This is a genomic window from Bacillus sp. J14TS2 (genome assembly GCF_018333015.1).
Taxonomy (GTDB): Bacteria; Bacillota; Bacilli; order Bacillales; family Bacillaceae_C; genus Lederbergia.
In genome coordinates this window covers 284,541-308,762 of sequence record NZ_BORE01000001.1, presented here as the reverse complement: position 1 = coordinate 308,762, position 24,222 = coordinate 284,541, and the positions used below count along the sequence as shown (strand labels likewise).

At 37.8% G+C, this 24,222-nt stretch carries 18 protein-coding genes and 1 pseudogene; 18 read left to right on the top strand and 1 reads right to left on the bottom strand.

From position 1 onward, the window contains the following. Window positions 1-17: 17 nt before the first annotated feature. The 18 genes and pseudogenes from KI375_RS01265 (at window position 18) to KI375_RS01185 (ending at window position 23,630) form a co-directional block, all read left to right on the top strand. Complete coding sequence (locus KI375_RS01265) at window positions 18-653, top strand: D-sedoheptulose-7-phosphate isomerase (RefSeq protein ID WP_212971733.1); 636 nt, start codon at window positions 18-20, stop codon at window positions 651-653. Beyond that, entirely contained in the window at window positions 650-1,630 is a 981-nt protein-coding gene (locus KI375_RS01260) for an ROK family protein (protein ID WP_212971732.1), read from the top strand. Before KI375_RS01265 ends, KI375_RS01260 begins: the two co-directional genes overlap by 4 nt. Before the next feature lie 99 nt (window positions 1,631-1,729). Further along, window positions 1,730-4,153: an alpha-mannosidase gene (locus KI375_RS01255; protein ID WP_212971731.1), complete on the top strand. Its 2,424-nt coding sequence runs from the start codon at window positions 1,730-1,732 to the stop codon at window positions 4,151-4,153. A 496-nt stretch (window positions 4,154-4,649) separates the two neighbouring features. Then, the gene (locus tag KI375_RS01250) at window positions 4,650-5,657 is read left to right on the top strand and encodes a LacI family DNA-binding transcriptional regulator (protein ID WP_212971730.1); all 1,008 of its coding nucleotides are present in this window, start codon (window positions 4,650-4,652) and stop codon (window positions 5,655-5,657) included. 24 nt (window positions 5,658-5,681) lie between these two features. After that, complete coding sequence (locus KI375_RS01245) at window positions 5,682-6,569, top strand: carbohydrate ABC transporter permease (protein ID WP_212971729.1); 888 nt, start codon at window positions 5,682-5,684, stop codon at window positions 6,567-6,569. A 4-nt stretch (window positions 6,570-6,573) separates the two neighbouring features. After that, complete coding sequence (locus tag KI375_RS01240) at window positions 6,574-7,461, top strand: carbohydrate ABC transporter permease (protein ID WP_212971728.1); 888 nt, start codon at window positions 6,574-6,576, stop codon at window positions 7,459-7,461. An 83-nt stretch (window positions 7,462-7,544) separates the two neighbouring features. After that, window positions 7,545-8,840 (top strand): ABC transporter substrate-binding protein, encoded by a 1,296-nt coding sequence (locus KI375_RS01235; RefSeq protein ID WP_212971727.1) that lies wholly within the window; start codon window positions 7,545-7,547, stop codon window positions 8,838-8,840. Window positions 8,841-8,927: 87 nt separating this feature from the next. Then, complete coding sequence (locus KI375_RS01230; RefSeq protein WP_212971726.1) at window positions 8,928-10,205, top strand: amidohydrolase family protein; 1,278 nt, start codon at window positions 8,928-8,930, stop codon at window positions 10,203-10,205. A gap of 11 nt (window positions 10,206-10,216) precedes the next feature. Beyond that, on the top strand, window positions 10,217-12,358 hold the full coding sequence (locus tag KI375_RS01225) for a Sip1-related alpha-galactosidase (protein WP_212971725.1): 2,142 nt from the start codon (window positions 10,217-10,219) through the stop codon (window positions 12,356-12,358). Between the two features lie 99 nt (window positions 12,359-12,457). Continuing rightward, on the top strand, window positions 12,458-13,090 hold the full coding sequence (locus KI375_RS01220; RefSeq protein WP_212971724.1) for a YesL family protein: 633 nt from the start codon (window positions 12,458-12,460) through the stop codon (window positions 13,088-13,090). 457 nt (window positions 13,091-13,547) lie between these two features. Next, on the top strand, window positions 13,548-14,897 hold the full coding sequence (locus KI375_RS01215) for an ABC transporter substrate-binding protein (protein ID WP_212971723.1): 1,350 nt from the start codon (window positions 13,548-13,550) through the stop codon (window positions 14,895-14,897). 132 nt (window positions 14,898-15,029) lie between these two features. Then, window positions 15,030-15,995 carry a carbohydrate ABC transporter permease gene (locus KI375_RS01210; protein ID WP_374706773.1) on the top strand — a complete coding sequence of 322 codons (966 nt, stop codon included), beginning with the start codon at window positions 15,030-15,032 and terminating at the stop codon, window positions 15,993-15,995. Beyond that, window positions 15,992-16,867, top strand: coding sequence for a carbohydrate ABC transporter permease (locus tag KI375_RS01205; protein ID WP_212971722.1), 876 nt, complete (start codon window positions 15,992-15,994; stop codon window positions 16,865-16,867). Before KI375_RS01210 ends, KI375_RS01205 begins: the two co-directional genes overlap by 4 nt. Before the next feature lie 41 nt (window positions 16,868-16,908). Further along, window positions 16,909-19,341: an alpha-mannosidase gene (locus tag KI375_RS01200; protein WP_212971721.1), complete on the top strand. Its 2,433-nt coding sequence runs from the start codon at window positions 16,909-16,911 to the stop codon at window positions 19,339-19,341. A 185-nt stretch (window positions 19,342-19,526) separates the two neighbouring features. Continuing rightward, window positions 19,527-20,300, top strand: coding sequence for a DeoR/GlpR family DNA-binding transcription regulator (locus KI375_RS01195; RefSeq protein ID WP_244852196.1), 774 nt, complete (start codon window positions 19,527-19,529; stop codon window positions 20,298-20,300). A 163-nt stretch (window positions 20,301-20,463) separates the two neighbouring features. Then, window positions 20,464-20,607 (top strand): annotated as a pseudogene (locus tag KI375_RS27875) (glycosyl hydrolase-related protein); the annotation flags it as partial. Window positions 20,608-20,819: 212 nt separating this feature from the next. Beyond that, window positions 20,820-21,668 (top strand): DeoR/GlpR family DNA-binding transcription regulator, encoded by an 849-nt coding sequence (locus KI375_RS01190; RefSeq protein ID WP_306419749.1) that lies wholly within the window; start codon window positions 20,820-20,822, stop codon window positions 21,666-21,668. A 360-nt stretch (window positions 21,669-22,028) separates the two neighbouring features. Continuing rightward, window positions 22,029-23,630 (top strand): CTP synthase, encoded by a 1,602-nt coding sequence (locus KI375_RS01185; protein ID WP_212971718.1) that lies wholly within the window; start codon window positions 22,029-22,031, stop codon window positions 23,628-23,630. Window positions 23,631-23,686: 56 nt separating this feature from the next. On the opposite strand, the gene KI375_RS01180 is transcribed toward KI375_RS01185, so the two are convergent. Continuing rightward, window positions 23,687-24,208: a DUF2529 domain-containing protein gene (locus tag KI375_RS01180; protein WP_212971717.1), complete on the bottom strand. Its 522-nt coding sequence runs from the start codon at window positions 24,206-24,208 to the stop codon at window positions 23,687-23,689. Window positions 24,209-24,222 lie beyond the last annotated feature (14 nt).

Here is a 24,222-nt window from a genome sequence, read left to right as displayed (position 1 = left end):
GTAAAGGAGGGAAAACGGTGAATGTAGAGTTGGAAAAATTAGTTAGTAAATATCCTGAACTAGTAGATTGTACTTCCGATCTGGAGGAGGCCTTTCAGTTGCTTGTAAGCAGTTATCGCCATGGTGGGAAGCTTTTATTATGTGGTAATGGTGGAAGTGCAGCAGATTGTGAACATATTGTCGGCGAATTAATGAAAGGGTTTGTGCTAAAACGTCCTGTTGATGAGCCGTTTAGACAACAATTAAAGAAGATAGATCCTTCCGCAGGAGAGTATATGGCGGATCATTTACAACAGGCATTGCCAGCTATATCACTTGTGAGCCATACAGGGTTAGCAACAGCATTTGCAAATGATATTGCAGCTGACATGGTCTTTGCTCAGCAAGTATATGGCTATGGAAAAAAGGAAGATATTGTACTTGGTCTTAGTACGTCAGGGAACTCTAAGAACGTTACAAAAGCCATGCAAGTAGCGAAAGCAATGGGCTTGAAAACGATCGGGCTTACTGGTGTGAGTGGTGGGAAGATGAAAGAAATATGTGATGTAACGATTCGGGTTCCATGGAAAGAAACATTGGATATACAAGAAAGACATCTTCCTATTTATCATGCACTTTGTATTATGCTCGAAAAGGAGTTTTTTCAATCATGACTATTTTGGCAGGTTTAGATATCGGTGGGACAAAATGTGCTGTTATTCTCGGGAAACTGAGAGAAGAGCAAATAGAAATACTTGAAAGAGTAGCATTTCCAACACCAGGTACACCAGGACAATCTATTCAGAAAATGATAGAAAGCTTGGATGGGTTAATTGACAAGCATCAAGTGATGATAGCTGCAATAGGGATTAGCTGTGGGGGACCATTAGATAGTCGAAAAGGTGTAGTTTTATGTCCACCTAATTTACCTGGATGGGATCATATAGAAATCGTTGATCAACTTGAGGCATATTATCATGTGCCAGTCGCATTACAAAATGATGCCAACGCAGGAGCCATGGCAGAATGGAGATGGGGAGCAGGTAAAGGCACAGAAAATATGATGTTTCTTACTTTTGGTACTGGTATGGGAGCAGGATTAATCTTGAATGGACAACTATATTCTGGAACGAATGATTTGGCTGGTGAAGTAGGGCATATTCGTTTAGCAGAAGAAGGGCCAGTCGGCTTTGGAAAAGCAGGTTCTTTTGAAGGGTTTTGCAGTGGGGGTGGAATTGCTAGACTTGCCACAACAATGGCTAAGCAGGCAATTGAGGAAGGAAAGCGCCCGCAGTTTTGCCAGACTTTAGCAGAATTGCATGATATTACAACCAAAAAAGTTGGAGAAGCAGCTCAAAATGGGGATGAATTAGCCCTTAAAGTATTTTCTATTGTTGGGCATCACTTAGGGAGAGCATTAGCGTTATTTGTGGATATTTTAAACCCAGAAAAAATCGTTATCGGAAGTATTTATGGCCGTCAGAAAGATATACTGGAACCATTGATTAAAAAGGAACTTGAAGAAGAGGCGATTGGTCTGTCTTTATCTGTATGTGAAGTCGTTCCAGCAGGCCTTGGAGAGAGTATTGGAGATCTAGCTAGTTTTTCAGTGGCATTGCTTGCCTTGAAGGGAAACAAAAGTAATTCTTAAAGGAATTTGTACTGGATGTGGCCCTAGACTACATTCCCTGTAATGTTAAAACAAATAACGGGAGCGTTCCCAAAAGTAGAATTTGAGGAGGAATTAACTATGAAAGAGAAAACTTTGCATATGATTGGTAATGGTCATATTGATCCTGTTTGGATGTGGCAGTGGCAGGAAGGGTTTCAAGAAACAAAGGCTACATTCCGTTCCGCATTGGATCGCTTGAATGAATACGATGATTTTGTTTTTACATCTAGTTCTGCTGCGATGTATGAATGGGTAGAAAATAATGATCCGCAAATGTTTGCGGAAATAGAGGAGAAGATTAAAGAGGGAAGGTGGGTTATTTGTGGTGGATGGTGGTTGCAACCAGATTGCAATATACCTAGCGGAGAATCCTTTGTACGCCAAGGATTATATGGACAGCACTATTTCAAAGAAAAATTTGGGGTCACCGCTACGGTTGGGTATAACGTCGACAGTTTTGGGCATACAGGGATGCTTCCGCAAATTTTGCAAAAAAGCGGAATGGACCATTATGTATTCATGCGCCCGGGACCGCATGAGAAGGGTTTACCAGGTCGTCTCTTTTGGTGGGAGTCAGATGATGGGTCTCGGGTGATGGCTTTTCAAATTCCATTTGAATATACGACATGGGGCAAAGATTTAGAGCAGCATGTAAAAAGATGTGCTGATGAAATAAAAGAACCCGCCAATGAACTCATGAGTTTCTACGGAGTTGGAAACCATGGTGGGGGACCGACAAAAGAGAATATTGAAAGTCTAAAACGTTTAAATGAGGAAGAGTATACATCAAAGATAGTGTTAAGTTCACCAAATCATTTTTTTGCTGAAGTAAAAAAGAAAAATCTCACCCTCCCTACTGTTCACGAAGACTTACAATATCATGCAGTCGGCTGTTATTCAGTTCACTCTGGTATCAAGAAGTGGAATCGGGAAGCTGAGAATTTGTTGGGTGCCGCGGAAAAACTAGCTGTTATTGCTAATCAAGTGACAGGACAACCATATCCAACTGATTATAAGCAGGCGTGGAAAAATGTACTTTTTAACCAATTTCATGATATTTTGGCGGGAACAAGCTTAGAAGCAGCGTATGAAGATGCACGAAATATGCATGGGGAAGCCATGTCTATCGCGGACCGAGGACTTAATTATGCTGTGCAATCTTTAGCTTGGAATATTGATATCGAACAGGATGAAAGCATGCTTCCAATTGTCGTCTTTAATCCTCATTCTTGGGCTATCCATACCAATGTTGAAGTGGAGTTCAAGAAACTCCAAGATGATCAAATGCTCATTGATGAAAATGGTCAGGAGGTTCCGCTTCAGGTTGTTCAATCACATGCTACAGCAAATGGTCGTAACCGCCTGAGCTTCCTTGCAGATGTTCCTGCAATGGGTTACCGAGTGTATAAGGTAATATCTGACTCTACACCTAAAGAGTTCCCTACTATTAAAGCGAATGATTATGTGTTGGAGAATGATCGTTATCGACTAGAAATCAACCCTGAAACAGGTTTGATACAGAGCTTCTATGATAAAGAAGTCCAATATGAAATCCTTGCTGGAGAAGCGGCAAGACCAGTTGTGATCAATGATCATAGTGATACATGGTCCCATGAGGTTGTTCGTTATGATGACGTAGTTGGTCAGTTTAAACCAAAAAGTATTCAGAGGATTGAACATGGATCAGTTAAATCAGTGATTCGTGTTGTAAGTGAATTCGGTGCTTCTACATTACTACAAGATTTTACTATGTATAAGGAATTAAATCATATAGATGTACAAGTCACACTTGATTGGAGAGAAAAATTTAAAGCACTTAAACTCAAGTTTCCAGTTGATTTAGTGCATAGAAAAGCAACATATGAAACGGCTTATGGACATATTATTCGTGAAGCAGATGGGCATGAACAGCCAGGTCAAAGTTGGATTGATGTCTCAGGTACCATCAAAGCAACAGGAGGAAGCTACGGATTGAGCATCACAAATGATGCGAAATATAGCTATGACGTGGATGGAAATGAAATGAGCATTACCGTTCTGAGAAGTCCAATCTATGCTCACCATGTTCCATTAATACCAGATCCAGAAGGACAGTATTCGTTTATTGATCAAGGAATTCAACGTTTTCAATATTCCTTATTACCGCATGAAAAGAGTTGGGAAAATGCCCTCACGGTTAAACATGCAGCTGTCCTAAACCAGCGCCCTATTGCTTTAATCGAAACGTATCATAAAGGTTCGTTGCCTCAAAAGGATTCTTATATATCGATTGACAAAGATAATGTAATTGTAAGTGCAATGAAGCAAGCTGAAGACAATGATGATATCATCATACGCTGCTATGAAACAAATAAGGTATCAACGAAAGCAACGATTCAATTACCTAAATGGGATCGTTCGATTACGGCTGATTTTGGACCATGTGAGATCAAAACTTTTAGAATACCAAAAGACCCTTCAAAACCAGTAATGGAAACAAATCTGTTGGAATGGCAAGAATAATCATGTGAATATCGAGGTTGGAACAAAAATATTTTCACCAAAGAAAAAACACACTGCTATGGCGTATGTAATGGCTCCGGGAAGAATATATTTCCGCTTTTCGGTGGCGAGTGGCAAGTCTCCTTAGTCTTGTCTTCTCTTTCCTGGGGCTTGACGAACTCTCATTTCTCGTAACGTCAGCGAAACATCATTTGTTTGAAGGTAGCAGCTGATTAGTAATAAATGAATAGCGTAGATATTGACTAATTTAGTATAAAGGCATTCTCCAAAAGCACAAATAAACCATATAAAACCACAAAAATGCACGAAAAAGGGTTGAAAAGATATGTTAAATGAACTAAAATTTAAGTGAATAAAAAATGGGAACGTTCCTAATAGTAGAAAGAATAATCATGTTTCTGAAAAATCTCTTTTTATAGAGTAAGTTTGCTCCTTATTGGGAACGATTCCACCATTTGTCTTTTTAATTACTTTTGCAATTTTTGGAGGTGAATAGGTGAATCCTACAATAAACGATGTCGCCAAAGTAGCCAAGACTTCGAAAAGTACGGTTTCTCGCTATTTAAATGGATATAGCGTAAAAAAGGAAACAGAAGAAGCCTTGAAACGAGCAATAAAAGAATTAAACTATCACCCAAATGTAAACGCTAGAAGATTGGTGAAAAACAATACACAAGTAATTGGGGTTGTTGTGGACGATATTACCAATATATTTTATGCAGGCATTTTAAGAGGTATTGAGCAAGTTGCTAATCAATGTGGTTATCAATGTGCTTACTATAGTCGGACTTCGCATTATCAAGGAGAGTTTGGATTTTTAGATCTAGCATTGGAAAGACAAGTCGATGGGTTGATATATATTAGCTTTTTAAAACATTCAGCGGAACTGTTAGAAAAAATTCAGAAATTACCGATACCAGTTATTCTTGTTGGAGGTACAGAAAAAGGCCGCCATATTGAAAATGTCTTTTCTGTAGATATAGATAATGAAATGGGTGTGAAGGAAATTGTTCATTATCTATATCGCATTGGTCATAGAAATATTGCCTATATAACAGGACCTGAAGAGTTTTCTGCTACATTTTGGCGTAGAAAAGGATATGAAGACGCCTTAAAGGAATTAAAACTTGATTACAAACCTGAATGGGTAATTCCTTCCGATTGGTCAGAAGAAGGCGGGCACTGGGCCATGAGGGAATTGCTAAAAGTAAATGGCTTTACCTCTGTAATTGCTTCCAACGATGAAATGGCGATCGGAGCACTTTTATGCGCACATGAACTAGGTTTTAGAGTCCCAAAAGACTTTTCAATTGTTGGGTTTGATGATATTGAGGTAGCAAAATGGGTTTATCCTCCTCTGACAACAGTTAAACAACCTCTTTCTCAAATGGGTGAAGTGGCTGCCAATGCTCTCGTTAAAAAGTTGAATGATGAGGAATTCGCACAGAAATATGTTCTCATCCAACCAAAACTAATTGTTCGTCATTCATGTATGAAGGTATAAGGAAAAGGGAGGTTCGAAAACATTATGTTTAAAAGTAGAATTGATAAAAACCCGCATGGCTACTACTTTGTTGCACCATTTTTTATAAGTTTTATCATATTTGGATTAGGGCCTATTCTTTATTCGTTTTATTTGAGTTTTACAGATTGGAGTGGATTTAACGAACCATCGTTTGTCGGTTGGGCAAATTACGAACGTTTAATCCAAGATAAACTCTTTTATAAATCCATTGGAAATACCTTGATCATATGGATATTCTCTATTATCCCTCAGCTTACGATTGCTTTGACACTTGCGCTTATTTTAAATGAAAAATTTATTCGCGGGAGACACTTATTTCATGCCATCTTTTATTTTCCGAATATCATTACTCCGATTACTCTGGGAGTAATGTTTGCGTTAATGTTTGATTGGCAGACTGGTAGTATCAATAAATTACTTGAAGCATTAGGGTTTATTCAGGATCCGGTTTACTGGCTCAATGATCCTTGGCTAGCGCGTATTATTGTAGCATTAGTCATGATGTTTCAGAACTTTGGTTTTAATATGTTGGTATTTTTGGCTGGATTGCAAACGATTCCCGAAGATTTATATGAAGCAGCAGAGATTGATGGGGCTTCTAAATTTCAGACAGCCATAAAAATAACAATCCCTTTAATCAGGCCCGTGCTTATATTCACATTAATTACATCAGTAATAGGTGGGTTGCAAATATTTGACGCACCATTGATGTTAGGAAAAGGTCCGGGTAACTCAACCCTTACTATGATTATGAATTTGTATGAGGCAGCCTTTGTAAGGTATGACTATGGATATGGATCAGCTATTGCTTATGGAGCGTTTGTTGTCATTGCGATTGCAACCGTTATTACGTTTATGATTCCTGGTGTAAGAAAGAAAAAGGAGGCGTAGCAAATTGCGAGATTTAGGAAATGGGCAGTCAACTTCTCTAATGACAGAAGACCAATTAAAAAAACAACAAAGAAAAAGCTTGATCATTAAAACCATTATATGGATCGTAATTGTCGCTGCAGCCATTCTTTGCTTAATTCCTTTTTACAGTATGATCATTACTTCAACCCATCGAAATTCTGAAATTGCAAGAAAATTACTATTGCTTCCTGGTGATCAATTTATCGGCAATTACAAACGACTCGTGGATGTTGTGCCGATTTGGAGGGGGTTTGTTAATAGTTTAATTATTACCGTGATCTCTACGATTATTGGATTATATTTTTCTGCTTTAAGTGGTTATGGTTTTTCAAAATATAAATTTAAAGGAAATGCCCTTTTGTTTGCCTCGGTTTTAGCAACTATGATGGTTCCTGGTCAGCTGGGGATTATCGGCTTTTTCAGATTAATGAATGAAATGGGACTAGTGAATACGTATTGGCCATTAATTTTACCATCTATTAGTAATGCCTTTGCCCTGTTTTTCTTTAAACAGGTGGCAGATAATACAGTCCCTAAAGAAATGTTAGAGTCAGCAAGGATTGATGGCAGTAGGGAAATTACCACTTTTCATCGAATTGCTTTGCCACTAATGGGACCATCTATCGCTACGATGGGAATCTTTCTATTCATTGGAAAGTGGAATGAGTTTTTACAACCAATGATTTTAATATTTGACAATAATTTACAGACTCTTCCCGTGATGATTGCGAGTGTAAGAAGTCAATTTAATGTAGATTATGGCGCCCAATATGTTGGGATCGTGATTTCTGTCATCCCTATCTTGATTGTTTTTGCTCTATTCTCTAAACAAATTATTGGCAATGTTATGGCTGGTGCGATTAAAGAGTAAGGAGAATCTGGTTTTAAGGAGGTGGTAAGAAGAAATTGTTGGTTCAATACACTGGAAAAGCATAAATATAGGGGGAGTAAAAGTTGAAAAAGGTTTCTCTTTTATTACTATTAACATTATTGTTAGGTGTTCTAGCTGCTTGTGGTGGAAACAATAGTGAGCAAAATAATCAATCGAATAAGCAACCAATGGAGGCAAAAGCACCTGATGAATATAAAGGAGATTTAAATATTTGGACATTTTTTGGTGATGTAGAAAAAATGGCTGAAAAATTTGAGGAGAAATATCCGAATGTCAAGGTTAATGTTAGTGTATTTCCAGGAGATCAATACCAAACGAAATTAATGAACGCAATTAATACAAAAACTGATGTGCCAGATATTTTTGACCTTGAACGAAGTTACATGGGGAAATTTATCAACCAACCTTTTGTGGCTGATTTGTCCGCAATGGGCATAGATGAATTGGTGGAAGATTATGTACCCTATGTAAAAGAATTAGGGACAGGCGAAGATGGAACGATTCGGGCTATTTCCGATCACTCTTCACCAGGTGCGTTCTGGTATCACCGCGATCTAGCGAAAAAATATCTTGGTACGGATGATCCGAACAAAATTTCAGAAATGGTTGATAGCTGGGATAAATTGATTGATCTTGGTAAGAAGGTTGAAACGGAGAGTAATGGAGAAGTTCACCTGATTTCTCATTTTGGTGATGTCTTCAATGTCGATCGATCTCACCAAGAAATGTGGGTGCAAGATGATAAGTTAACGATTGACCCGGCTTGGGAGGACGTCTTTAATTATATGAAAGCGGTCAGGGATGAAGGTGTAGATGCGAAGTTAGGATATATGTCAGCAGGTTGGGGGAATGCCTTAAATGATGGCGGTGTGATTATGTTTGCTATGCCTGCTTGGGCAGGATTTATGGTTGATAATGATGACGGAGCTGCGGAAGGAAAATATGGACTTGCGAAAACACCACAAGGCTATTTTGAAGGGGGAACCTATCGAGCGATATACGAAGGTTCTGAACATCAGGACTTGGCTTACGAATTTGTTGAGTTTATCGCGGGCGAAGAATGGCAACAGTACAACTTAGAAGAAACAGGAAATATGCCTGCTCTTCAAACGGTCTACGACGATAATATGGAAACATATAAAAGCCCATTTTTTGGAGACCAACCAGTATTAGAAATATATAAAGATCTTGTGATGGATATACCAGAGAAAAAGGCTACAGGAGATGAAGAGGAAATTTCAACATTATTTTATGATGCGGCTGCTGAAGCTGTAGATAATGGAGACTCTTATGAAAAAGCGCTAACCATTTTTAAAGAAGCAGTTAAAAATGGTTACCCAAATATTGAAGTAAAGTAATAATAAATAATCTGAATGACGACTACTTTGCTTGTGAAAGTAGTCGTCTATAACTATAAGAGGTCATTTCTAAAGGAGAAGTTGATTTTGAATACCATTGCACAACATATTCACAACATAAGAATAATTGATGGACATGAGCATTTAATTCCTCAGGCAGATCGAAAGAAAATGCAAGCAGGCTTTTTTGACCTTTTGCATTACCTAAGCTCAGATTTAATGACGGCAGGGATGGATCCCGAATTTTTTGATCATAAGAAAAATACGTTGTCAGATAAAGAGAAGGCTACGATTTTTCTGGAATATTGGCCTAAAGTAAAAAACACAACCTATGCTCAAATGTTACAGTCGGCTGTGGAGGATTTATATGGAATAAATGATTGGACTGTAGAAGGAATCTTGGCATTAAATGCTAGGGTAAAAGAGGCATCTCAAGATCCTGACTTATATCGCAAGGTTTTACAGGAACGGGCGGGAATTGATCTTGCATTTCCGCTAATTTTTACAACAAAGGTTGATTTTGATTTATTCAGACCTGTGATGTGGATGGATCATGTTTTTAAATTAAGAAATCTACAGGATATTCGAGCCGTAGAAAAAGAATACGGTTCTCGTTTATATGAATTTGATCATTATTTGCATGCTGTGAAGAAAATTATGAAACAATATATGGAAGATGGCATGGTAGCGACGAAGATTGGTGCTGCTTATTGGCGGACGTTATATGTAGACAAGCCGACAAAAGATGAAGCAGAAAAAATATTTAATCAGCTGAAATCCCTTCATTTAAGTGAGAGCTTATCACAAAATGAATTAAAACCGCTGCAAGATTATCTAATCCATCATGTCATCCAGCTTTCGATCACATTTGATGTACCCATTCAAATCCATACAGGTCATCAAGAACCAAGTGTATCTGGTAACGGAAATGTTGTTACAAATTCAAAGGTAACAGATCTTGTGCCGCTATTACTTGAATACAAGGAAGCAAAATTTGTACTTCTTCATGGGGGATATCCCTATTATCATGAATATTTATCGATTGTGAAAAACTTTTCCAATACCTATGCCGATTTAACTTGGTGTTACATTCTTTCACCAACAGCAACTAAACAATTATTATCCCAATTGATCGAAATGGTTCCACAATCCAAAATCCTTGGATTTGGCGGCGATTATAGCCAAGTAGAAGGTACGTATGCTCATGCGAAACTGGCCCGAAACATTCTATCTGAGATTTTAACGGATAAAGTCGATGGCGGTATGATGACAGAGCCAGATGCCTGTGAATTTGCTAACAATATTTTTAGGAATAATTACATTAAACTATATAAATTAGATTTAAAACAAGTATCCAATGAATAGAGGGGATCAACGTGTTTCAATCGAAATATGATGGAGAACTTTTACAAATTAAAAACAAAGAGGATAAAGTTTTAGGCGATATACAAATTGAATTAAGCACAGATCGTATTGATGATATGAACTTGCAATTTATTGAAGAAAAAAGAGATGAACGAACAGATCGTTTTGGAGATTATACGCGACATGAATTTATTTATAAAGATAGTGACAGAGCAAGTTTTTCCTTTATATTCCATTGTTATGAAGAGGTAATCCACGCGTACACGGATGTTAAGATTTTTAGTGAGCGACTCTTTGGACAGAATGAGGTCCTTCAGCCGGAAAATGGTGTGATCATAAAGATTAGAAATACAGGAAATATTGATGGACTTATTGCTCATTATCGTCATAAAGATTGGTGGACCCGTCCCTATTTTGAAAAAGACTTATCAGGTATTCCGCCAAGAACGCAGTCCCTACTGTGGCATAATGGGGAAATATTTTATCAATTACTTCCCGTATGTGACGATATTTTTAAAGCGGAAATAAGGGGAGCAGAACAAGGTTTTGATATTACAATTTCTTCCTCAGATCATGGACGAGCACAATGTCAAACCCTTGCTTTTGTGTTAGGAAAAGGGGAGAATCCATTCGCATTATCAAAACAACTCACAAATAATGTACTTATGCTATGTGGTAAATCAAAGACAATAAGTGAAAAACGTTATCCAAAAAAGTTGGAGCATCTTGGTTGGTGTAGTTGGGATGCATTTTACCATAATGTCAATGAGTCAGGCATTCTACGTAAAATGGAGGAATTTATAGAAAAAGGGCTGCCAGTAAAATGGGTCATGATTGATGATGGGTGGTCGAAAACCAATCAAGAACGCTTAAGTGCCTTTGAACCTGATAAAGAAAAGTTTCCGGAGGGATTTAAAGCCTTAACCGATCAATTGAAAAATATATATAATGTAGAATCTGTTGGGGTATGGCACACATTTGCTGGGTATTGGGGCGGAATCGATCCTACTAGCTCATTAGCTGATGAAATGACCCCTTATATTTACAAAACAAATAGTGAAAAACAAATTCCTTATCCAGATAAAGGTAAAGGATTTGGATTCTGGGATGCATGGCATTCGTATTTAAAACAACAAGGTATTGATTTTGTTAAAGTGGATGGTCAAAGCGCGATTACTAATTTTATGAAGGGACAAATGTCTGTTGGGGAAGCGGCATTGGAATCCCATAAAGCGCTAGAAGCCTCGGTGGGCATTCATTTTGATCAGTGCATGATCAATTGTATGGGAATGGCACCAGAAAATATATGGAATCGCCCGATTTCTGCTGTATCAAGAAGCAGTGATGATTTTGTACCAGACGATGCAAATGGTTTTGCTGAGCATGCCTTACAAAATGTCTATAATTCCTTTTACCATGGAGAACTATTCTGGGGCGATTGGGACATGTTCTGGACAAGGCATCAAGATGCACAACGTCATGCCTTGCTAAGAGCCATCAGTGGAGGTCCCATTTATACAAGTGATCCTGCAGGCCAGACGGATCCAGAAGTAGTTAAGCCATTGATCTTTAAGAATGGTCGGATTCTACGCTGTGATCAACCTGGTAAACCGACAAAAGATATACTTATGAAAGATCCAACTAATGAAAATGTCCCCTTGAAAGTATGGAATACAAGGAATGGGGTAGGGATAGTAGCGGCATTTAATATTCACTTAGTTGGAAAAAAGGTCAAAGGGAATATAAGTCCAAGTGATATTGATGACCTAAGGGCTGAAGAATATGTTGTGTATGATTATTTTAAGCAAACAATCGACACCATGCAACGAACTGAAATAAAAGATATTGAGTTAGAGCAAGAGGGATACGGCTTATACTTCATCGTGCCTAAGAAACATAGCCTAACTCCATTAGGATTAATCAACAAATATATTTCACCGGCTACGTACAAGCTGGAATATTTAGCAGAAAAGTCTATGATGGTTCGGTTAGATGAGGGTGGGGAATTCGCCTTTGTGGCAGAATCAAAACCTCGTGAAATTCGAGTGAATGGGCAAAAAGTGGCTATTGAGTATTTGAATGAAGAAGAAAACATGTACACAGTAAATTGTTCTGAACAGGAAATGCAAGTCATAATTGAAATTAAATTGTGACTAAATAAGCTAAAAGCCTAAAAGCAGACATCGTTTTCAGAACTCAAGCTGATTTTGTTGAGAACTTTTCCGGAAGTTTTTTGAAAGGGAGTAATAATAGTGGGTGAACAGGGATGGAAAAATCAACTTGTTCGTTTTGCTGAATGGTTTTCTCGATTAGCCTATATTAACCTTTTATGGATCGGTTTTACCTTACTTGGTGCAATCCTTTTAGGCTTTGTTCCAGCGACAGTTGCCATGTTTGCTGTGTTAAGGAAGTGGATGAGGGGAGACATAGAAGCATCCGTTTTTAAAGAATTTTTGTCTTTTTATCGTAAAGAGTTCTTGAAGTCGAATACTGCTGGTGTGCCTATTCTACTCATCGGCTATATTATGTATATAGATGTAGCGGTCTTTGAATTTCATGATACTATGTCCATGCAGATCTTAAAATTTTTATTATATATTTTGTCTTTTCTATACTTATTAATCGCGGTTTATTTCTTCCCTGTTTATGTGCAATATGAGTTGAAATGGTACCAGTATCTAAAAATGTCTGCTTTAATGGCGTTTGCCACACCCTTTCGCGCTATTTGGATGGTTCTCATTGGTTATGGTGTTTGTTTTCTAATGATTAAAATGCCGATTGTTATGCTTTTCTTCTTGGGAAGCACGATTGCTTATCTCTGGCTTATGATTTCTTTACCAGCCTTTTATAAATTAGAACAGGGAGGAGCCGAATTAAAAGAATAAATAATAGGAGAACTCCTCTTTATCCCACGTGAACGTTCTATAATTATCACTTAATAAGTAAATAAGATTTCGCTTGGGAGGGATCTGTTTATAAGTGAAACCACACGAGTCATAATTCGAAAATAAGTCCCGTCTGAAGGAAAAACTTTATAAATAGAAGAGTTCAATATAACTGACTCTCTATTTATAAGGTTTTTTTGCTTTTTGTAAAAGGTGATTGTATTAAACCATACAAAACACCAAAATAATGTGTGTTTATATGTGTTATTATAAATTTTACCAGCTTTTTATTTGAAAACCACAAAAAGTAAATAAAAATACGTTGACTTTGTAAGCGGTATCTGTGCATAATAAACGTAAGTTATAACAAAACCACAATAAAACCCAATAACCAATTGTTGTTTCCTCTAGGTTTTGGGGTTTATTGCCGAATCTATTGAAAAAGAGGGGGAAGGAAATGAAAACGTTTAAAAGGCCATTTGCAAAATTATTGCTACTCATTTTAGTCCTAGGTACTATATTAGCTGGCTGCGCTGGACAAACAGGATCGAAAAAAACGAATGAAGGAGATAACTCTGATTCATCGAGAAAAGATAAGGTTGTAATAGACTTTTGGACTTTTTGGGGTTCTGAGACTCGTAGACCGATTGTTGAGAAAATTATTGATGACTTCAACGCTTCTCATGACGATATTGAAGTAAAGCACACGTACTTCCCGTTTGGGGATATTTGGACAAAGTCGTTAGCCTCTATTGCAGCAGGAAATCCACCTGATGTGATTATTAATGATATTAATACTGTGTCACAACGTGCGGAAAAAAAGCAAAACACAAATCTATCTGAGTTTATCGAGAAGGAAGATGGATTTGAAGATCAGTTTTTTGAAAATACATGGACGCCGATGTTATATGAGGGGGATCCCTATGCCATTCCATTTGATACAGATACTTACATGCTCTTCTACAACAAAGAGATATTCAAAGAGGTTGGACTAGATCCTGAAAAACCACCTACCACTTGGAAAGAACTTGAGGAGTATGCTGAAAAGATTGATAAAAAAAATGGAAACAAATACGAAAGAATTGGTTTCTTGCCTCGCCATGGAGCGGGTGCTGATATTTATATGCTAAATACGGATGGTCAATCCTACTGGGACTATGAAAATAATAAACCAGTTATAAATAGTTCTAGTAATGTAGAAGCACTGCAGTGGGTAAAAGATTTCGAGAGTCGCTATGGTAAAAAGGTGATTAACTCATTTTCCGCAGAATTTGGTTCAGAAACTGCAGATCCTTTTATTGCCGGTAAAATCGGGATGTATATTTCTCCGGGTACCTTCTATACCCAAATTAGAGATTATAGCGATGATATGGAATTCGGAGTGGCTCCCTTACCGAATAGGGAAGGTCACTCAGGTGGAAACACGACATGGGGCGGTGGATTTGTTGCAGAAATCCCATATGGAGCTAAAAATCCTGAAGCCTCCTGGGAATTTCTTAAATATTTAGCCGGTAAGGATGCGCAGGAATATTGGGCTGTTGAAAATTTCACCAATGTACCAAATATTGAAGCATCTGAGGCAGCCGCAGAAAGCGAAGAGTTATCTGAGCTAGGACGTTCTGTTTATCAAGCAACAGTCGATAATTTGGATAATACTGTCAGAACGCCAACACCTCTAGAAGCACCTGATTATTTATCAGTCATCAATCCTGAAATTGAAAAGGCATTATTAGGAGAACAATCTGTTGAAGACGCGTTGGATAAAGCTCAGAAATCTGTAGAAAAACTGGTAGAAGGTTCAAAATAATTCTTGTAATCAAGAAGTGAGCAGCTCTTTCACTTCTTGATTCTTGATAAATTATTGTTCTGGCCGTCATATATGGACTCACCTAGGAATGCGTAGGTAGTTTCAAGTGAAGGTGCATTGATACGAAAGGGGATGAACAACTTGCGAACCTCACCAACTATGAAAGAGAAAACTCCTAAGAAGAAAAAAAAGAGAAGTAGTGGTCTTGAAAGGAAAGAAACAGTACAAGGCTATATTTTTATTGCCCCTTGGATCATTGGAATCTTATTTCTAACAGGCGGTCCAATCTTGTTTTCTTTGTTTGGAAGTTTTACAAATTATGATGTTACAACAAGAATGGATTTTGTTGGCTTCAAGAACTACATCCGAATGTTTACAAATGATGATTTATTTTGGACTTCTCTATATAACACGTTATACTATGTCATCTTTTCTGTACCATTAACGACTGCTGGAGCGGTTATTTTAGGTGTTTTACTAAATCAAAAAGTTCCGGGTATGAGGGTGTTTCGAACCATTTATTATTTGCCTGCTGTGCTTTCTGGAGTCGGAGTATACCTCTTATGGATGCAAATATTAAGCCCTGATACAGGTTTGATTAATACAATGTTAGGTTGGATCGGGATTGATGGACCAGCTTGGTTGTTTGACCCGAAATGGACGAAACCTTCCCTTATTTTTATGAAACTTTGGAGTTTGGGTGGTGGCATGCTTCTCTATTTAGCTAGTTTACAAGGAGTACCACAATCCTTGTATGAAGCAGCAGAAATGGATGGGGCCAGTATTTTCCATCGTTTTCGTCATATTACACTTCCTATGATTACACCGGTCATCTTTTTCGATCTTGTCACTAGTTTAATAGGAGGATTTCAAATTTTCCAAGAGGCCTATGTAATGAGTGACAGTGGTGAAGGTGGTCCAGCAAATTCATTAGTGTTCTTCAATCTTCATATGTGGAATAAGGCATTTAAAACGTTTGATATGGGCTATGCGATGGCCATGTCATGGGTACTATTTGTTATCGTCTTCATTTTAACCCTAATCAATTTAAAACTTGCTCCACGTTGGGTGCATTATGAAGGAGAGGATCGAAAATGAGGTCAATAGAACAAAATAAGACAAGCTACTTTAGTTCAACAAAGAATAGAAAACGCTTTGTGCAAATTGCGGTATTGTTCATCCTCATTATAGGAAGTTTGTTCATTTTGTCACCCATTTGGTGGATGATTGCAACTTCCTTAAAAGATATGAAAGAAGTCATGGCCTATCCACCAACCTTTTTCCCAAAGGAACTCCATTGGGAAAATTACAAAAGAGTGTTAGATGCGGCACCATTTGCCGGTTATGCGGCAAATACGTTGATTATTACCGCTATTGTTGTTGTCGGTAATGTACTCTCTAACTCGTTTATCGCCTATGGCTTTTCAAAAATTAAGTTTAAGGGTCGCAATACACTCTTCGCTATTGTCCTGGCAACGATGATGATTCCAGGCTTTGTGATGTTAATCCCTCAATATATTATTTTCTCTAAAGTTGGGTGGTTAAATACGTGGTTGCCATTAATTGTACCTGCTTTTTTCGGTAACGCCTTTAATATCTTCTTACTTCGGCAGTTTTTCCTAACAATTCCTAATGAATTAATTGAGGCTGCAAAAATTGATGGTGCCAATCATTTCTATATTTGGTCAAAACTGATGATTCCTTTAACAAAACCTGCAATTGTAACGATCGCCATATTCTCATTTAATGGGGCATGGAATGATTTCCTTAGTCCGCTGCTCTATATTAATGACCAGGCTCTCTACACATTGCAACTAGGACTTCAAGTTTTTCAAGGGCAAACGAATACACAATGGAATTTATTAATGGGAGCATCCTTACTTGTTCTCTTGCCAGTGATTATTCTATTCTTTCTTTTCCAACGCTATTTTATCGAAGGAATGAATATTACTGCAGGATCGAAAGGATAATGGAAGCTCAAAAATGAAGCACGGAAAGCGAGGAGTTTCATATGGATAGTAAACAACCTACATTATATATGATTGGCAATGCACACATAGACCCTGTTTGGCTTTGGCAATGGCAGGAGGGATTTCAAGAAACGAAAGCAACATTTCGCTCAGCACTTGATCGGATAAAAGAATATAATGATTTTGTTTTTACAAATAGTTCTGCAGCCAATTATGAATGGATTGAAAATAATGAACCCGAAATGTTCGAGGAGATTAAGCAGCGAATTGAGGAAGGACGCTGGGAAATTGTTGGAGGTTGGTGGATCCAACCTGATTGTAATATTCCAAGTGGAGAATCATTTGTCAGACAAGGATTATACGGACAACATTATTTTCAAGAGAAGTTTGGAGTAACGGCCAAGGTTGGTTACAACGTCGACAGTTTCGGTCATAATGGAATGTTGCCGCAAATCTTGAAAAAAAGTGGAATTGACTATTACGTTTTCATGCGGCCAAGCCCGCAAGAAAAAGGCCTTCCAGGACGAATCTTCTGGTGGGAGTCAGATGATGGCTCTCGTGTGCTAACATATCGAATCCCATTCGAATATTGTACATGGGGAAAAGATGTGGAAAAACATGTACGCAGAAATATGGGCGAATTGAAAGCCCCTTTTAATGATTTAATGTGCTTTTATGGGGTTGGAAATCATGGGGGAGGTCCAACGAAGGAGAATATTGAAAGCATTAAACGAATGAATAATGGTCCTGAGTTTCCTAAGATGATTTTCAGCACACCAAATCAGTATTTCGCCGATATGGTCGAGAAGGATTTACCAATTCCAGTAGTGCATGACGACTTACAACATCATGCAAGTGGTTGTTATGCTGCTCATTCTGGTATTAAAAAGTGGAACCGTGAAGCGGAAAATCTATTACAAATGGCAGAGAAATTCTCTTCAATTGCGAATTGGACAACAGGACAGCAGTACCCGGGAAATTATGATCAAGCATGGAAAAATGTCCTATTTAATCAATTCCATGATATTTTAGCAGGTACGAGTTTAAAGTCAGCATATGATGATGCTCAGCATATGCATGGAGAAGCTATGTCGATTGCAAGTAGAGGCTTGAATAATGCGATTCAATCTTTATCTTGGCGCATCGATATCGAAGAAGAAGAAGGAATGAAGCCGATTGTCGTTTTTAATCCACATTCATGGGATAGTAAGGTAGTTGTGGAACTTGAGGTTGGAGGATTAAAGGACGACTATGTATTAGTGGATGATGAGGGCATGGAAGTGGCCGTTCAATCCATACAATCACAAGCAACAGCAGGCGGTAGGTATCGAATTAGCTTTATTGCCGATTTGCCGTCATTTGGTTATAGAGTGTATAAAATCAAAAAGCAGTTATCGAATAAAGAGTTTGGAACAATTGATGCTAGTGATCAAAAACTTGAAAACAATTCGTTCCGTGTAGAAATTGATCCACAAACAGGGTTTGTCACAAGCCTTTTTGATAAAAAGAAGCAGATTGAACTCCTTGAAGGTCCTGGAGCCCGACCTGTTGTTATTCAGGATGAGAGTGATACATGGTCTCATAATGTTCTACGCTATCAAGATGAAATCGGACAATTTACAGCAAAGAGTGTCCAAAGAGTGGAACATGGCCCGGTTAAATCAGTGATCCGTGTGATCAGTGAATTTGGAAAGTCAAGCCTTATTCAAGACTTTACGATGTATAGAGAATTGAACCAAATAGATGTCCATGTAACAGTCAATTGGCAAGAACAATTCAAGGTGTTGAAATTAAAATTCCCCGTAAATATTATTTTTCGAAAAGGAACGTATGAAATTCCGTATGGGCATATTGTTCGGGAATGTAATGGGGAAGAAGAACCAGGACAAAACTGGTTTGATATTTCCGGCACAAACCCACCAACAGGTGAAATGTATGGGTTAAGTATTTTAAATGATGGAAAATATAGTTTCGATATTCATAATAAAGAAATGAGCTTGACTGTGTTGCGCAGTCCAATTTATGCCCATCATGACCCAATCAAACCGAAAAAGAATGAGCACTATACATTTATCGATCAAGGAATTCAAACGTTTACCTATACCTTGCTGCCACACGAAGGAAACTGGGAAACAGCAGGTACTGTCAAACGCGGATTGGAACTAAATCAGCAGCCGATATCACTTATTGAAACCTATCATAAAGGTCCACTCCCGCAAAAAGATTCCTTTTTGTCAGTCGATGTGGATAATGTGATTGTTACGGTTATGAAAAAGGCAGAAGATCATGATGATATCATTATACGCGCCTATGAAACAACAGGTATTGAAACAGAGGCGAAAATTGAACTGCCGAAATGGAATCAAACCATTGCAACGACATTTAAGCCCTCCGAAATTAAAACATTTCGTATTCCTAATGACCATACGAAGCCTGTGCTAGAAACGAATTTATTGGAATGGGTAGAATCATAATCATTGTTATTCGTGAACGCCAGATTTAGAAATGTCTGTCCCATTTTGCATATGAATATTATCAGAGGATGTGCAAAGTTAGCCAATATAACTGGAAAAGCAAAATAGTGAAACTTCATTCTTACTCCCAGTTAATTCGGGATAAGCATAAGAACGGTTAAGGGGGCGGAATATACGTGATTGTAATGGAGCGGCGAAATAAAATAAAAGAAATAGTTCGAAGTAAAAAGAGCGTAAAAGTCTCTGAATTAGTTCATCTCTTTAAGGTGTCGGAGGAAACAATTCGCCGAGATTTGAATCAAATCGAAAAGGATGGTCTGATTCAAAAAAATTATGGTGGTGCTATTTTACTTGAGGATATAGATCAACCAATGGATTTTATTCTCCCTGTCCAACAAAGGAAACGCCAGTTTCTTACAGAAAAAAATGAAATTGGTAGAAGAGCCGCTGAATTGGTGCAAGAGGGGCAAATTGTGATCCTTGACGCAGGAACAACAACATGGTGTACAGTAAAAAACCTCCATCAATTAAAAGATTTAACCATTATATCTAATGCCTTAAATGTTGTGGAGGAATGTAGCAAAAACGGAGATTCTTCCATTTATCTATTAGGTGGAAAATTAAGAAGACATTCGATGAGTCTAGTTGGACCTCAAATTGAAAGTGAACTTGAGAAATACAGTGCTAATTATGTTTTTTTAGGGACTTCAGGATTTTCGCTTCGCCAAGGGTTTATGAGTTCAGATTTATATGAAGCGGAAATTAAACGAGCGATGGTTTCGGCAGGAGAGAAAATTGTCTTACTAGCGGATCACAGCAAATTTCAGAAAGTGGGGCTAACTTCCTTCTGTCATTTAAAGGATATCGATATATTGATTACGAGTGACTTAGTCGATGAACAAATTCTTAAGGAAATAAGGGATGCTGGAGTTGAAGTCATCGCGGTTCCATTACCGTAGCGGGATTGAACTGGGATAAATTGGATCTCCATTGAAAGAAGAGGCTGAGACAAAACTAAAAAAATAAGTTCTAAAACCGAACAATGTATTACCTTGGGGAAGTATATTTCCGGAACGGGGATATGCATCATACTAGTTCGGTTTTTTCTTTGGTGAAAACACTTTTGTCCCAGTCTCTTTCATAGAAACAATTAAGGTAAAGAGTAATCTAGTCGAAGAAGATGATCAAGATGTGACTTATCAAGCTAAACAAATAACGTTCTCTATTGCTCCATATGAGATTAAGACATTTAAAGTTTGGTTTTAGATGGAACAAACAATGCGTACATCCTCAAATAGAGGGAATGTAAAGTGAGAGAACAACGATTATAACCGATCGGATCCATAGTAAAACTATGAGTAACTCATAAATTGCACACTCAGTCGAAATCTCTATACCAATTGCAATTTGCTATTTCAGAAAGACAGTTAAAATCTTTCTCATAAGATGTTAGAATAGGATAAATAGATTTCTTTCAAATGGGGAATGCCATTGTTCAATATAAGATAACCAACCATACTATAAAGAACGGGGAAGTTAAAATGATTGCTGCCGAAAGAAGAAACAGGATAAAGGAAATGCTACTTAAACATAAAAGTGTGAAAGCTTCCGATCTTGTTGATCAATTTAATGTTTCTGAGGAAACCATTCGCCGTGATTTGAGCCAGCTTGAGCAAGAAGGGATATTAAAAAAAAATTACGGTGGCGCTATACTAGCGGATAAATTCCAGCAAGATACGCTTATTTTGCCAATTAGACAACGACAGCGACAATTTTTCGAGGAAAAAGAGTTAATCGGTAAAGGTGCTGCTGAGCTTGTACAGCCTGGACAAACCTTAATATTAGATGCTGGGTCAACCACCTGGCATGCTATTAGGGAGATGGAGAAGGTTAAGGATTTAACGGTTATTACCAATGCCTTGAATATTGCAGAGGAGTGTACGAGAAATGAATCGATATCTGTCTATCTCCTTGGTGGGAAATTAAGGAGAAGGTCCCTTAGTACGGTTGGACCACAGGCTGAATTAGAGCTTCAAAAGTATATTGCTGATTATGCGTTTATAGGAACATCTGGTATATCTTTAAGACAAGGGATTACAAGTTCAGATCTCTATGAGGCAGAAGTGAAAAAGGCTATGATATCAGCTGGGCAAAAAAGCGTTGTCTTAGCAGACCATTCTAAATTCCAAAAATTGGGCTTAACTTCATTTTGTCATTTTAAAGATGTAGACATTTTGATTACAAGCGACAAAGCAGATGAACAGATTTTAAAGGAAATTGAAAAAGCTGGGGTAGAAATTATTGTTGTCCAAACAAATGATGAATAAGAGTGGCTCTTGGCTAGCCTAAAGGCATGAAGAATGTCTCTACGGGCTAATCAATACCTTACTGCAAAAGATTCATCCACTTGACTTCCTAAATACGAATATGTATTATCTTATTTGGGCTCCTTGAAAAAGGACTGTTTTTTATAAACCAACACGCTCCCATTACATTTTTGTAACGGGGGCGTTTTTTCTGTTTATAAAGGAATATGGTAGAGCTCACTATCTCTATTTTGCTAATATGGAGTTTTTCCTATTATCAAATTGGAAGAGCTTTGCTCGTGCCTTCACTATGTGTACTACTTTTTTGTGTTGAGTTGTTGATTTTGAAAAAGAGTAGAAGGTAAAGAAGGAGGAAGGATTGTGTCTAAATTTATTTTTATTACCGGTGGGGTAGTTTCATCATTAGGAAAAGGAATCACTGCATCATCCCTTGGACGACTTCTAAAGAATCGTGGTTTAAGTGTGACGATTCAGAAATTCGATCCGTATATAAATGTGGATCCGGGAACGATGAGTCCATATCAGCATGGAGAGGTTTTTGTTACAGATGATGGGGCGGAAACAGATTTAGACCTTGGACATTATGAACGATTCATTGATATTAATTTAAATAAATATTCTAATGTGACGACAGGCAAGATTTATTCAGAGGTGATCAAGAAAGAACGACGTGGTGATTATCTGGGCGGCACAGTTCAAGTGATTCCACATATTACAAATGAAATTAAAGATCGTATTTATCGCGCTGCCGAAAAAACAAAAGCAGATGTTATCATTACTGAGATCGGTGGAACGGTTGGAGATATTGAGTCACTTCCGTTTTTAGAAGCGATTAGACAAATGAAATATGATGTCGGACTTGATAATGTAATGTACATTCATTGTACGCTCATTCCTTATCTACAAGCAGCTGGAGAAATGAAAACAAAACCGACTCAGCACAGTGTAAAAGAACTTCATAGCTTAGGGATTCAGCCCAATATTCTTGTTGTTCGTACGGAAAGACCGATTTCGGAAGAGATAAAGGACAAGCTTGCTTTATTCTGCGATATTCATAAAGGATCTGTTATTGAGGGGCTTGATGAAAGTACTTTATATTCCATCCCATTATCTTACCAAGAACAAAAAATGGATCAAATTGTCTGTGAGCATTTGAAATTAGATTGTGGCGAGGCAGATATGACGGAATGGAAAAAGCTCGTTGAAAAGGTACAGGGACTTGAGCATACAACAAGGATTGCCCTTGTTGGAAAATACGTGGAATTACCAGATGCCTATATTTCTGTAGTAGAAGCTTTAAAACATGCCGGATACTCATTCAATTCGGATATCAATATTAAATGGTTAAATGCTGAACAGATGACAAGTGAAAATGTAGAAGAGGAACTGAAAGAGGTAGATGGTATTCTCATTCCAGGTGGATTTGGGGACCGTGGGATTGATGGGAAATTAATTGCCATTCAATATGCACGTGAAAACCGCATTCCATTTTTAGGGATTTGTCTTGGTATGCAGTTGGCTTCTGTAGAATATGCTCGCAATGTGCTTGGGATAAAAACGGCCCATTCTGCAGAGATTCAACCAGATACGAAAGCACCGATTATTGCTTTATTACCTGATCAAGAGAGTGTAGCGGATCTTGGTGGAACATTACGTTTAGGCGGATACCCATGTAAATTAACCCCTGGCACAAAGGCTTATGAAGCATATGGAGAGGAAATCATTGAAGAACGCCATCGGCACCGTTATGAATTTAATAATGCGTATCGAGAAAAAATGGAAGAGAATGGTTTTGTCTTCTCTGGTATTAGTCCAGATGGACGTCTTGTAGAAATCGTTGAATTACAGGAGCATCCTTGGTTCGTAGCAAGTCAATTCCATCCAGAATTCAAATCACGTCCAACACGTCCGCATCCATTATTTTATGGTTTTGTAGAAGCAGCTATGAGGACAGAAAAGTAATCCAAGCTGAAAAACAGCCTGTTTTGTTCACCGGATTGAGCAAAACAGGCTGTTTTTTATTCATATTCAGTTAAAATCTCATCTAAAATAAATTTTATGCATGTATAAATATAAAGACCTGCTATTAAAGTAGGGAATCCAACTCTTTCTCCATCTTCATTGGGAATAAGCGGCTTCAATACAAATGTATTAATATGAACATCAGCTACATCAGGAAGATGATGTTCAGTTGTTTTTTTAACCCCTGAAACGGCTACAAAGGAAATGCCCTTTTCTTCCAGCTGTTTTGCGAATTCGTTGGCCTTATGATCATCAGAGAAACGTGTAAATAGCAACACTCGATCAATCGGTTTAAGGTCGGCAACATCCTTTAAAACTCGTACATTTTCTAAAGGTTCCGGACCATTGATGGCCTCTAGCACAACCCCTTCCATTTCTCCAAAGCCTTTTATATAAATGACTCCCTCACCAGCAGAAGCTTGCGCTAATAATCTGGCTCCATCTTCAATCGAATAAGCTTCTTTATCCATAATGCGGGTGAAAAGTCCTAATAATTGGGTGGTAAACATTTTCTGCATTTTTAAAAATTTGC